Annotated in this window: 17 protein-coding genes and 1 pseudogene; 14 read left to right on the top strand and 4 right to left on the bottom strand. The window is 66.8% G+C overall.

The genetic code is table 11. The features are described 5' to 3' along the window. Positions 1–240: 240 nt before the first annotated feature. Together ACE3P6_RS14055 and mdh are read right to left on the bottom strand one after the other, a co-directional pair. Entirely contained in the window at positions 241–477 is a 237-nt protein-coding gene (locus tag ACE3P6_RS14055) for a modification methylase (protein WP_374396119.1), read from the bottom strand. A 164-nt stretch (positions 478–641) separates the two neighbouring features. Beyond that, the gene (gene mdh / locus ACE3P6_RS14050) at positions 642–1,604 is read right to left on the bottom strand and encodes a malate dehydrogenase (protein WP_374396118.1); all 963 of its coding nucleotides are present in this window, start codon (positions 1,602–1,604) and stop codon (positions 642–644) included. 154 nt (positions 1,605–1,758) lie between these two features. On the opposite strand from mdh, the gene ACE3P6_RS14045 reads away from it, so the two are divergent. Then, positions 1,759–2,508, top strand: coding sequence for a sulfite exporter TauE/SafE family protein (locus ACE3P6_RS14045; protein ID WP_374396115.1), 750 nt, complete (start codon positions 1,759–1,761; stop codon positions 2,506–2,508). Positions 2,509–2,658: 150 nt separating this feature from the next. Then, positions 2,659–2,913: an Ada metal-binding domain-containing protein gene (locus ACE3P6_RS14040; protein ID WP_374396112.1), complete on the top strand. Its 255-nt coding sequence runs from the start codon at positions 2,659–2,661 to the stop codon at positions 2,911–2,913. Here the strand turns inward: ACE3P6_RS14040 and ACE3P6_RS14035 are convergent. After that, entirely contained in the window at positions 2,865–3,176 is a 312-nt protein-coding gene (locus ACE3P6_RS14035; protein WP_374396110.1) for a hypothetical protein, read from the bottom strand. The two genes, ACE3P6_RS14040 and ACE3P6_RS14035, sit on opposite strands and share 49 nt — an antisense overlap. Positions 3,177–3,358: 182 nt before the next feature. Here ACE3P6_RS14035 and ACE3P6_RS14030 point away from each other — a divergent pair, with 182 nt between their 5' ends. The 12 genes from ACE3P6_RS14030 (at position 3,359) to ACE3P6_RS13975 (ending at position 11,538) form a co-directional block, all read left to right on the top strand. Beyond that, complete coding sequence (locus tag ACE3P6_RS14030) at positions 3,359–4,219, top strand: CoA ester lyase (protein ID WP_374396107.1); 861 nt, start codon at positions 3,359–3,361, stop codon at positions 4,217–4,219. 39 nt (positions 4,220–4,258) lie between these two features. Next, the gene (locus ACE3P6_RS14025) at positions 4,259–4,828 is read left to right on the top strand and encodes an NnrU family protein (RefSeq protein WP_374396104.1); all 570 of its coding nucleotides are present in this window, start codon (positions 4,259–4,261) and stop codon (positions 4,826–4,828) included. Positions 4,829–4,924: 96 nt separating this feature from the next. Then, positions 4,925–5,128, top strand: a complete 204-nt coding sequence (locus tag ACE3P6_RS14020; protein ID WP_374396102.1) for a DUF1737 domain-containing protein — start codon at positions 4,925–4,927, stop codon at positions 5,126–5,128. Next, a complete protein-coding gene (locus ACE3P6_RS14015; RefSeq protein ID WP_374396099.1) occupies positions 5,125–6,147 on the top strand; it encodes a MaoC family dehydratase in 1,023 nt (340 codons plus the stop codon). Before ACE3P6_RS14020 ends, ACE3P6_RS14015 begins: the two co-directional genes overlap by 4 nt. 199 nt (positions 6,148–6,346) lie before the next feature. Next, the gene (sdhC, locus tag ACE3P6_RS14010; RefSeq protein WP_374396096.1) at positions 6,347–6,733 is read left to right on the top strand and encodes a succinate dehydrogenase, cytochrome b556 subunit; all 387 of its coding nucleotides are present in this window, start codon (positions 6,347–6,349) and stop codon (positions 6,731–6,733) included. Positions 6,734–6,741: 8 nt separating this feature from the next. After that, positions 6,742–7,113 (top strand): succinate dehydrogenase, hydrophobic membrane anchor protein, encoded by a 372-nt coding sequence (gene sdhD, locus ACE3P6_RS14005; RefSeq protein WP_374375872.1) that lies wholly within the window; start codon positions 6,742–6,744, stop codon positions 7,111–7,113. Between the two features lie 10 nt (positions 7,114–7,123). Next, positions 7,124–8,926, top strand: a complete 1,803-nt coding sequence (sdhA, locus tag ACE3P6_RS14000; RefSeq protein ID WP_374396093.1) for a succinate dehydrogenase flavoprotein subunit — start codon at positions 7,124–7,126, stop codon at positions 8,924–8,926. Further along, the gene (locus tag ACE3P6_RS13995) at positions 8,926–9,243 is read left to right on the top strand and encodes a hypothetical protein (RefSeq protein WP_374396090.1); all 318 of its coding nucleotides are present in this window, start codon (positions 8,926–8,928) and stop codon (positions 9,241–9,243) included. Before sdhA ends, ACE3P6_RS13995 begins: the two co-directional genes overlap by 1 nt. 4 nt (positions 9,244–9,247) lie before the next feature. Further along, on the top strand, positions 9,248–9,544 hold the full coding sequence (locus ACE3P6_RS13990) for a hypothetical protein (RefSeq protein WP_374396087.1): 297 nt from the start codon (positions 9,248–9,250) through the stop codon (positions 9,542–9,544). A 54-nt stretch (positions 9,545–9,598) separates the two neighbouring features. Continuing rightward, entirely contained in the window at positions 9,599–10,378 is a 780-nt protein-coding gene (locus tag ACE3P6_RS13985) for a succinate dehydrogenase iron-sulfur subunit (protein ID WP_374396084.1), read from the top strand. A 7-nt stretch (positions 10,379–10,385) separates the two neighbouring features. Next, positions 10,386–10,580 carry a hypothetical protein gene (locus ACE3P6_RS13980; RefSeq protein WP_374396081.1) on the top strand — a complete coding sequence of 65 codons (195 nt, stop codon included), beginning with the start codon at positions 10,386–10,388 and terminating at the stop codon, positions 10,578–10,580. Positions 10,581–10,671: 91 nt separating this feature from the next. Beyond that, positions 10,672–11,538: an urea carboxylase-associated family protein gene (locus ACE3P6_RS13975; protein ID WP_374396078.1), complete on the top strand. Its 867-nt coding sequence runs from the start codon at positions 10,672–10,674 to the stop codon at positions 11,536–11,538. Here ACE3P6_RS13975 and ACE3P6_RS13970 read toward each other — a convergent pair. Further along, positions 11,529–11,732, bottom strand: a pseudogene (locus tag ACE3P6_RS13970) (aldo/keto reductase); the annotation flags it as partial. The gene ACE3P6_RS13975 and the pseudogene ACE3P6_RS13970 overlap by 10 nt on opposite strands.

Below are 11,732 nucleotides of genomic sequence, written 5' to 3'. Positions count from 1 at the left end.
TCAGGTTTGACAATGGTCGGCAGACGAGCCCCAAGCTACGCGACGGGCTCAAACGCCCAAGGGTGGGTCGGGGTCTCGTCTGCCTCCTTCATCTTCCCACAGATCAAAGAGACAAGGGTGGGTGCCAACCCACCTTTGGACAGCCGCATCATTTGGAAGGCGTTTGCGTGGGGTGGCGATGTTGATGGTGGGTTGGCACCCACCCTACGCTTGCTTGGTCCAAAGATGCCTTCCAAATCGTTAACTGTTCCTCGTGGGACCGGCGAAGGCGGACTCCGTGCTGTCGTTCCAGTGCCAGGTGTCGTCGAAGGCCTCGATCTGGGCGGCGCTGCCGGAGCCGTCGGGGGCCTTGAAGAGGACGTTGTAGCCCGCGTTCGAGTTGAAGGGCGGGTCGAGGTAGATGAGGTCGACGGACTCGGTCGGGATGCTGTCGCGCAGGACGGTGAGGTTGTCGCCGTCGTGCAGGTGGTTCGTCATGCGCGGACTCCGTTTCAGGGAATCCTATGCGGGGGGATGGGTAAAGGGCAAGTGAAGGGGTGAGGGTGACAGGTTCGGAGGGAGTCGGGGTGAACCCCGACCTACATATGCGAAGGGCGGCGCCGGTAGTGCCGACGCCGCCCGAGGATGAACCGGATGATCCCTTACGCCAGCGAGGGGTCGATGCCTTTGCACGCCGCGACGAGGCCCTTCACGGCGTCGACCGACTTGTCGAACATCGTCTTCTCGGTGGCGTCGAGCTTGACCTCGACCACACGTTCCACCCCGTTGGCGCCGATGATCACGGGCACGCCGACGTAAAGGCCGTTCAGCCCGTAGGCGCCCTTCACATGGGCGGCGCAGGGGAGGAGGCGTTTCTGGTCCTTGAGGTAGGCCTCGGCCATCTCGACCGCGGAGGCGGCGGGGGCGTAGAAGGCGGAGCCGGTCTTCAGGAGGCCCACGATCTCGGCCCCGCCATCGCGGGTGCGCTGGACGATGGCGTCGAGTTTTTCCTGCGTGGTCCAGCCCATCGCCACCAGGTCGGGCAGGGGGATGCCGCCGACGGTAGAGTAGCGGACGGAAGGAACCATCGTGTCGCCGTGGCCGCCGAGGACGAAGGCGGAGACGTCCTTCATCGAGACGTTGAATTCCAGGGACAGGAAGTGGCGGAAGCGGGCGGAGTCCAGCACGCCGGCCATGCCGATGACCTTGTTGTGCGGCAGGCCGGAGAATTCGCGGAGCGCCCAGACCATCGCGTCCAAGGGGTTGGTGATGCAGATCACGAAGGCCTGCGGGCAGTGCTTCTTGATCGCCTCGCCGACCGACTTCATCACCTTGAGGTTGATGGCGAGGAGGTCGTCACGGCTCATCCCCGGTTTGCGGGGGACGCCGGCGGTGACGATGCACACGTCCGCCCGGCGCAGGAAGGCGTAGTCGTTGGTGCCGGTGACTTCGGCGTCGAAGCCCTCGACCGGGCCGGATTGCGAGATGTCCAGCGCCTTGCCCTGGGGGGTGCCCTCGGCGATGTCGAACAGGACGACGTCGCCCAGTTCCTTCAGCGCGATGAGGTGCGCAAGCGTGCCGCCGATCTGACCGGCGCCAATCAGGGCAATCTTGGGTCTGGCCATTGAAGCCTCCTTGGGATGAATCGGGGGCAGGGGTAGCGGCTAAATGGGCTGCTGTCCAGCCTTGGGGGCGGTTTGGTATACCATTGTATGCGGAATTTTGCGGCTTCCGGGGCGGGCGGGAAGGGGTTAGCGGTAACGCGACGCGGAGGGGCTGATGGAAGAGATCGGGTTCTGGGTGGCGGCGGTGATCGCGGCGGCGCTGGTGGGGATGGGCAAGGGCGGGGTTCCCATCGTGGGGATGCTCGCGGTGCCGGTGATGGCGCTGGTGATGAACCCGGTGGCGGCGGCGGGGATGCTGCTGCCGGTCTATGTCGTGTCGGACGCCTTCGGGCTTTACGCCTATCGCCATGCCTATGACCGGCGGGTGCTGGGGATCGTGGTGCCGGGGGCGGTGGTCGGGATCGGGCTGGGCTGGGCGACGGCGAGCGTTGTTCCGGAGGCGGCGGTGACGCTGCTGGTGGGGGTGATCGGGGTGGCCTTCGCGCTGAACCTGCTGGTGCGGCGGTCGGTGGTGGTGGAGCAGAAGCGGGCCGAGGTGGCGCCGGGGTTGTTCTGGGGGGCGGTGACGGGGTTCACGAGCTTCGTCAGCCATGCGGGGGCGCCGCCCTATCAGGTCTATACCCTGCCGCTGGGGATGGCGAAGGCGGTGTTCGCGGGGACGGCGACGATTGCCTTTGCGGTGATCAACGCGGTGAAGCTGGTGCCCTACTATGCGCTGGGGCAGCTGGGGCTGGAGAACCTGGAGATGGCGGCGGTTTTGTCGGTACCGGCGGTGGTGGCGGTGTTTGCCGGGGTGTGGCTGGTGAAGGTGATGCCGGAGAAGCTGTTCTTCCGGCTGGTGACCTGGGCGCTGATGCTGATCTCGCTGAAGTTGATCTGGGACGGGGCGAAGGGGCTGATCTGACCCGGTTGTTGCGGGTTCGCGGTCGGGCCGGGTGATCTTTCTTTGGTACGGTGCGATTGTGGCCCGGCCCCCCCACCCCGGCCCTCCCCCACGCGGGGGGAGGGAGGTGCCTGGGGACGGCGGTGCGCCCTTGCTTGGGAGGATAGGCCGATGGTGCCGGATGCGGATGCGCTTTACGATAGTCTCGCGGCACGGGACGGGCGGTTCGACGGGGTGTTCGTCTGCGTGCGGACGACGGGGGTGTACTGTCGCCTGACCTGTCCGGCGCGGACGCCTTTGCGGAAGAATGTGGAGTTCCGCGGCTCGGTTTCCGAGTGCGAGGCGGCGGGGTTCCGGGCCTGCAGGCGCTGCAGGCCTCAGGCGGGGGCGCCTTTGGCGGGGAGGTCCTCGGTGACGGCTTCGTAGTTCGAGCCGGAGGCCATCAGGCACATCCTTCCGTCGGGCAGGGTGAGGGTGATCGACCAGGTGCCGGTCTCGTCGGCGGCGTAGAGTTCCATCACCGCGGCCTCGCCCGCGATGCCGAAGGCGCGGCGGGTCTCGCCGTAGCGGTCGGCGAGAAGCGCGGTGACGGCCTCGCGGCTGTCGCATTGCGGGGCGGAATGGGCGACCTGGGCGGCGGCGAGCATGGCGGCGAGGCCGAGGGAGAGGGCGAACATCTGCGGGGTCATGGCCGGGCCTTTCTGGCTGTGGAACGGGCCAGAGGCTGCCGGGGTTCGGCTGACGGGCGGTTAACGCTCCGGGCGCGTTGCGCTGCGGTTGCCAAGGGATTTCTGCGGCGCGGCGAATTTGGGCTTGCTGTTTGTGTCTGATCCGTGCTTTCAAGCGCAAGAATGTTGCGCGGAGGTGAGTCGTGTCGCGTCCCTATCGGTCTGTCCTTTACATCCCGGCCTCGCGGGAACGTGCGCTGGAGAAGGCGCGGGAGCTGGCGGCGGATGCGATCATCTTCGATCTGGAGGACGCCGTTTCCCCCGAGGAGAAGGTCCGGGCGCGGGAGCTGCTGGCGGGGGTGCTGCGCGGCGCGGACTATGGCGCAAGGGCGCGGATCGTGCGGGTAAACGGGCTGGGGACCGAGTGGGTCGAGGGGGACCTTGCGGCCTTTGGGGCGCATCCGGGGGTGGATGCGGTGCTGGTGCCGAAGGTGAACGGACCTGCGGATCTGGATGCGGTGGCCGGGCGGGTGAAGGCCCCGCTGTGGGCGATGCTGGAGACGGCGAAGGGGTGCCTGAACGCGGGGGCGATTGCGGCGCATCCCCGGTTGCAGGGGATGGTGATGGGCACCAACGACCTGGCCAAGGAGTTGGGCGCGCGATACCGCAGCGACCGTCTGCCGCTGTTGGCGGGGCTTGGGGCCTGCGTGCTGGCGGCGCGGGCGGAGGGGCGGGTGATCGTCGACGGGGTGTTCAATGCCTTCAAGGACGAGGACGGCCTCAGGGCGGAATGCGAGCAGGGCCGGGACATGGGCTTCGACGGCAAGACGCTGATCCATCCGGCGCAGCTGGCGGTGGCGAACGAGGTGTTCGCACCGTCGGAGGAGGAAGTGGCTTTGGCCCGCCGCCAGATCGCGGCCTTTGCCGAGGCGCGGGCGCGGGGCGAGGGCGTGGCGGTGGTGGACGGGCGGATTGTCGAGAACCTGCATGTGGCGACGGCGGAAGCGCTGATCGGCAAGGCCGAGGCGATTGCGGCCCGGTCGATTGCAGCGGGGGCGGTTTAGGGGCAGGGTACGCCCCGATGAACCGGCTGGAGGCTTCGCATGACACTGATCATCCTGGGACTGGCGCTGTGGTGGGGGGCGCATCTGTGGAAACGGGTCGCCCCGGTCTCCCGCGAACGCTGGGGCGAGGCGGGCAAGGGGCTGGTCACGGCGCTGTCGCTGGCGGGCGTGGTGCTGATGGTGATCGGTTTCCGGGGCAGCGAATGGCTGGGGATCGACGGGGCGGCGTTCGCGCCGGTCTGGGACCCGCCGCGCTTTCTGGTGCATGTGAACAACCTGCTGATGTTCCTTGCTTTCTACCTGTATGCGGCCTCCGGGCTGAAAACCCGGATCACCCGGATCATCCGGCATCCGCAGTTGACGGCGGTGAAGACCTGGGCGGTGGCGCATCTCTTGGTCAATGGCGATCTCGCGGCAATCGTGCTGTTCGGCGGGCTTCTGGCCTGGGCGGTGGTGACGGTGATCCTGATCAACCGGGCCGAGCCGCGTGGGCCGCTGCCGGAACCGGCGCCGATGGGCAAGGAGATCGGGGCGGTCGTGGGGGCTGTCGTGGTGATGGGCGTGGTGATGTTGATCCACAACTGGCTGGGAGTGCCGCCCTGGGGCTGAGGGCGGAGCGGGGGTTTCACACCCCCGCACCCCCGTGGAGTATTTCCTCCAAGAGGAAGCACAATTTTAGTCGAATTGTCGGGAGTTGGGTGAGGGATGAAGCTCTATCGGTTTCTGAGTGCGGATGACACTTCGGTCTTCTGCCACAAGGTGACGGCGGCCTTGAACAAGGGGTGGGAGCTGCACGGCGGCCCGACCTATGCGTTCGACGCGGCGAATGGCGTGATGCGCTGCGGACAGGCGGTGGTGAAAGAAGTTCCGGGCGAGTATCACCCGGACGTGAAGCTGGGCGAGCAATGAAGACCAATCCCGGACGGTTCTTCGAGGATTATCGGCTGGGCGAGGTGATCGCCCATGCGGTGCCGCGCACGGTGGGACAGGGGGAGCGGGCGCTTTACCACGCGCTCTATCCGGCGCGGGGGGCGGTCTATTCCTCGGACGAGTTCGCGCGGTCGGTGGGGCTGGCAGGTTCGCCGCTGGATGACCTGATCGCCTTCCACACGGTCTTCGGCAAGACGGTGCCGGACATTTCGCTGAACGCGGTGGCGAACCTTGGTTATGCCGAGGGGCGCTGGCTGAAACCGGTCTGGCCGGGGGATACCTTGCGGTCGGAGTCCGAGGTGATCGGGCTGAAGGAGACTTCCTCGGGCGCGACGGGGGTGGTCTGGGTCAGGACGAAGGGCCTCAACCAGCGCGGGGACGTGGTGCTGGAATACGTCCGCTGGGTGATGGTGCGGAAGCGGCGGCGCGAGGTGGTCGTGCCGGTTCATGTGCCGGAGCTGGCAGCCTCGGTCGCGCCGGGGGCGCTGGTGGTGCCGGAGGGGCTGGATTTCTCCGCCTACGATTTCGCGCTGGCCGGGGAGCCGCATCGCTGGGGCGATTATGCGGTGGGCGAGGTGATCGACCATGTCGACGCGGTGACGGTCGAGGAGGCCGAGCACATGCTGGCGACGCGGTTGTGGCAGAACACGTCGAAGGTGCATTTCGATGTCAGCCAGCGCGAGGACGGGCGGCGGCTGATCTATGGCGGGCATGTGATCAGCCTGGCGCGGGCGCTGTCGTTCAACGGGCTGGCGAATGCGCAGATGATGGTGGCGCTGAACGCGGGGGCGCATGCCAACCCCTGTTTCGCGGGCGATACGGTGCGGGCCTGGTCCGAGGTGCTGGACCGGGCCGAGACGCAGGTCGCCTCGGTCGGCGCCTTGCGGCTGCGGCTGGTGGCGACGAAGGGCAAGGCCGGGGAGTTGCGGGGAGCGGACGGGAAATACCTGCCCGAAGTCCTGCTGGATCTGGACTACTGGGCGCTGGTGCCGCGCTGAGTCGGGGAAGGGCCGGTTGTGTGATCACGCGTTGAAAAATCGTGATCACAAAATGAAGAAAAGCGCCGCCGATAGCGGCAACATGTTGCAGTTGCGGCAATCCGGGCGTGACACGGACGAAATCCGCGCTATGCAGAGTAGCGAACGACAGCCTGGCGCTGGCCCGATGGACCTGCGCCGCCAGACGTGAGGATCTTTCATGGCAGACGTGAAACGCATCGAGCGACCGTTGTCCCCGCATTTGCAGATCTACCGCTGGCAGGTGCCGATGCTCACCTCGATCCTGACGCGGATCACCGGGCATGCGCTGGTTGCGGGCGTGGTGCTGGGGGTCTGGTGGCTGTTGGCGGCGGCGACGTCGGAGGCGTATTTCGCGACCGCCAATGCGGTGGCGACCAGCTGGTTCGGGGACCTGGTGTTCACCGGCTCGCTCTGGGCGGTGTGGTATCACTACCTCGCCGGGCTGCGGCACCTTTACTATGACGCGGGGCACGGGCTGGACATTCCCACGGCGGAAAAGCTGGGCTGGGTCTGCATCATCGGCTCGGTCGTGTTGACTGTGATCACAATCTTTCTGGTTCAGTGAGGAAGCCCATGCGCTACATCACCCCCCGCAAGCGCGCCGAAGGCAAGGGTGCTGCCCATGCCGGGACCGAGCATCACTGGTCGATGATGGTTTCGGCGGCGGGGCTGGCCTTCCTGGTGCCGGTCTGGCTGTACGTCTTCGGCAAGGCGCTGGGCCAGCCGCGCGAGGTGGTGCTGGAGACCTTCTCGCATCCGTTCCCGGCAATCCTGACCGCATTGGTGCTGGTGGTGGGGATGCGCCATTTCGCGATGGGCGCGACCACGATGATCGAGGACTATGTCCGGGGCACGGCGCGGAAGATGCTGATCATCTTCGTGATCTCGCTTTCCTGGGTGATCGCCGCGACCGGGCTGTTCGCCCTGGCCCGCATGGCTCTTTAAGGACCTGATGATGACTGCCTATCCGTATGAGACGCATGAATACGACGTGGTCGTGGTGGGGGCCGGTGGCGCGGGCCTGCGCGCGACGCTGGGGATGGCCGAGCAGGGGCTCAGGACGGCCTGCGTGACCAAGGTGTTCCCGACGCGCAGCCATACCGTGGCGGCGCAGGGCGGAATTGCCGCGTCGCTGGGGAACATGGGGCCGGACCACTGGCAGTGGCACATGTACGACACGGTGAAGGGGTCGGACTGGCTGGGCGACACCGATGCGATGGAATACCTGGCGCGCGAGGCCCCGAAGGCGGTCTACGAGCTGGAGCATTACGGGGTGCCGTTTTCGCGCACCGAGGAGGGCAAGATCTACCAGCGGCCCTTCGGCGGGCACACGACCGAGTTCGGCAACGGCCCGCCGGTGCAGCGCACCTGTGCCGCCGCCGACCGGACGGGGCATGCGATCCTGCATACGCTGTATGGGCAATCGCTGAAGAACAACGCCGAGTTCTACATCGAATATTTCGCGCTGGACCTGATCATCACCGACGGGGCCTGCACCGGGGTCGTCACCTGGAAGCTGGACGACGGCACGATTCATGTCTTCAACGCGAAGATGGTGGTGCTGGCGACGGGGGGCTACGGGCGGGCCTATTTCAGCGCGACCTCGGCGCATACCTGCACCGGGGACGGCGGCGGAATGGTGGCGCGGGCGGGCCTGCCGCTGGAGGACATGGAGTTCGTGCAGTTCCACCCGACCGGCATCTATGGCTCGGGCTGTCTGATCACCGAAGGCGCACGGGGCGAGGGCGGGTATCTGACCAACAGCGCGGGTGAGCGGTTCATGGAGCGCTATGCGCCGCACTACAAGGACCTGGCGCCGCGCGACTATGTCAGCCGTTGCATGACGCTGGAAATCCGCGAAGGGCGCGGGGTGGGGCCGAACAAGGACCATATCCACCTGAACCTGAACCACCTGCCGAAGGAGACGCTGGAGGATCGCCTGCCGGGGATCACCGAGTCGGCCCGCATCTTCGCGGGGGTCGACCTGCTGAAAGAGCCGATCCCGGTCTTGCCGACGGTGCACTACAACATGGGCGGCATCCCGACGAACTTCTGGGGCGAGGCGCTGAACCCGACGAAAGAGAACCCCGATGCGGTCTTCCCCGGCCTGATGGCAGTGGGCGAAGCGGGCTGTGCAAGCGTGCATGGTGCGAACCGGCTGGGGTCGAACAGCCTGATCGACCTGGTCGTCTTCGGTCGGGCGGCGGCGATCCGGGCCGGGCAGGTGGTGGACCGTGGCGCGCATGTGCCTGCGACCAACAAGGCTCAGGTCGAGAAGGCCCTGGATCGGTTCGATGCGCTGCGCCACGCCGATGGCACGATCCCGACCGCCGATCTGCGGCTGGAGATGCAGCGCACGATGCAGGCCGATGCGGCGGTGTTCCGCACCGAGGAGACGCTGGCGGCGGGCGAGAAGAAGATGACGGCCATCGCGGCCAAGATGGGCGACCTGAAGGTCACCGACCGAAGCTTGATCTGGAACAGCGACCTGATGGAAACGCTGGAGCTGACCAACCTGATGCCGAACGCGCTGGCGACGATCTATGCCGCCCATGCCCGCACCGAAAGCCGCGGCGCGCATGCGCATGAGGACCATCCGCAGCGCGACGACGCCAACTGGCGCAAGCATTCGCTGGCCTGGGTCGATGGCGACAAGGTGCGGCTCGGCTACCGTCCGGTGCATACCGAACCGCTGACCACCGAAGCGGAAGGCGGGATTTCCCTTGCGAAGATCGCCCCGGCGGAAAGGAAGTTCTGATGCGACAGCTGACGCTTTCCCTGGCCTGCCTGCTTGGCCTGGCCGCCTGCGATCCCGCCGAGGTGGTGGACAGCGCCCTGACCCGGACGGCGCATACGGTGGTGTTCCCGGTGGTCAACATCGACATGCCGGCGGAACCGGCGCGGCTGGCGACGAAGTGCATCCTGGAGGCGGCGACGCAGAGCGAGCTGGAGCTGCTGGCCCGCGATGTGGGGGTGGAGGCCGGGACCTCGACCAAGGCCACGATCCGCGAGATCGCCGTCAGGCCCGCGACGCAGGCCTGCTTTGCCTCGAACGGCGTGCCGCCGGTCCGGTGATCAGATGAAAGCCAGTGCCGCCCTTGCCCTGTTCGCCCTGCTAGCCGCCTGCGGCCCGATGTCCCTGCGCGAGGCCGAACGCCAGTGTTTCGAGCGCGCGCGGCTGGCCTCGAAGCCCCGGGGCGAGATGTCGGTTGGCGTCGGAACCGGAGGCCGCAAGATGGCCGGGGTCGAGCTGGAGATCAGCTCGGACTACCTGCTGCGCAAGGACCCTTCGGCGGTCTATGACAGCTGCGTCATGAACAAGGCGGGCCAGCCGCCGAGCCGTCCGCTGTACATGCGGCCGGACTGGAAGGGCTGAGATGGCGCGAATGATCCGAGATTCCGAGATGAAGACCAGGAGAGGCTGACCGTCATGGCCCAGTTCACGCTGCCCAAGAATTCGAAGATCCGCACCGGCAAGACCTGGCCGAAGCCGGAAGGTGCAACGAACGTGCGCAAGTTCCAGATCTACCGCTGGAACCCCGACGATGGCGAAAACCCGCGGGTCGACACCTATTTCATCGACATGGACAAGTGCGGCCCGATGGTCCTGGACGCACTGATCAAGATCAAGAACGAGATCGACCCGACGCTGACCTTCCGCCGGTCCTGCCGCGAGGGCATCTGCGGGTCCTGCGCGATGAACATCGACGGGATCAACACTTTGGCCTGCATCTACGGGCTGGACGAGATCAAGGGCGATGTCCGCATCTATCCGCTGCCGCACATGGCGGTGATCAAGGACCTGATCCCGGACCTGACGCATTTCTACGCCCAGCATGCCAGCATCATGCCCTGGCTGGAGACCAAGACCAACCGCCCGGCCAAGGAATGGCGGCAGTCGATCGAGGACCGCAAGAAGCTGGACGGGTTGTATGAATGCGTGATGTGCGCGTCATGCTCGACCGCCTGCCCGTCGTATTGGTGGAACTCGGACCGCTACCTTGGCCCTGCGGCGCTGCTGCATGCCTATCGCTGGATCGTCGACAGCCGGGACGAGGCGACGGGCGAGCGGCTGGACATGCTGGAAGACCCGTTCAAGCTGTATCGCTGCCACACGATCATGAACTGCGCCAAGACCTGCCCCAAGGGGCTGAACCCGGCGAAGGCGATTGCCGAGATCAAGAAGCTGATGGTGGACCGGGTGGTGTGATCCGCCCGTGCCGCTGCTTCTGCTGCTTCTGGGCGTTTCGGTTTTCGTCTATCTCTGGATCACCCGGCGCAACTCGACGCTGACGCGCAACTGCCGCTGGCGGCTGGACCGCAGCGTCGCGCCGGATTTCTGGCGCTGCGTGGCCTGCGGGGCGACGGCGCGGGGGCGTGAGCCGCGGGATTGCCTGCGGGAGGAACGGTAGGGCCGGGCGCGGAGCCTTCGAAGGCTCCGGTCCGATTTCTTCGAAGAAATCGGCGCTTGCAGGGGGCGTGGGTTCCGGCAAGTCTGCGGGCATGAAGCTGGACCGCCCCGAACACCCCGCCCCTGCCGATGCCGCCGCCCGAAAGGCGGTGCGCCCGGTGATCTGCTATCCGGTCGAGGGCCTGCCGCGCCCCGACCTGCCCGCGTATCGCGCCGCGCGGGAGGGGTGGAGCCTGGAGGCGGAGGTGCTGGTACCTCCGCGCGAGGCCCGCAGTTTCGAGGTCCCGGCGGGGTGGTTGTTCCGTATCGTCAGCGTCGAGGGGCCGCAGGTGGGCGACCTGAACCTGTTTGCGGCCGAGAACCTTGGCGAGCGGTTCTTTTCCGGCAAGACCCGCGCCTTGCACGGAACGCATCTGTCGACCGGGGACCGGATGTGGTCCTGCCTGCCGTACCTGCGCCCGATGGCGACGATCACCAAGGATACGCTCGACTGGTACGGGTTCGATGCCTTTGGTGGCAGCGTGCATGACGTGATCGGCACGCGCTGCGATCCCTATACCCATGCGCTCTTGTCGGGCGGCGAGCAGTATCACCATTGCTGCCATTCCAACCTGACGCGGGCGGTGGCGGACCATTGGGGCCTGCCCGCGAAGGCGGCAGAGCTGCATGTGCATGACGTGCTGAACGTCTTCATGTGCACCGGGTTTACGCGGGACACGGGGCAGTATTTCATGAAGGCCTCGCCCGTGCGCCCCGGCGATTACCTGGAGTTCATGGCGGAGATCGATCTGCTGGGGGCCTTGTCGGCCTGTCCGGGCGGGGATTGCTCGACGGAGCATTCCTCGGATGTCGCGGTGTGCCATCCGCTGCTGGTGCAGGTGTTCAAGCCCAAGGCGCCTCCGGTCGGCTGGGCGCCTGCGGGGCCGAACCCTTACGACCGGAGTCACGGTCAGGAGTAGCGTTCCACCGTCGCGGCCTGGTGGTCGTCGTAGCGGTCGCCCCAGGCCCAGCCGATGGGGAGGAGGCGGTCGATCTCGTGCCGGTCGTCGTCGGTGAGGTCGATCTCGGGGGCCATCGCCCAGGCGCGGAGGTGATCTGCGGTGCGGGTGCCGGGGATGGGGACTACGTGGGGGGCGCGGTCGAGCAGCCAGGC

This window comes from Tabrizicola sp. (assembly GCF_041911175.1).
Lineage (GTDB): Bacteria > Pseudomonadota > Alphaproteobacteria > Rhodobacterales > Rhodobacteraceae > Tabrizicola.
This window is presented reverse-complemented; position numbering and strand designations above follow the sequence as displayed.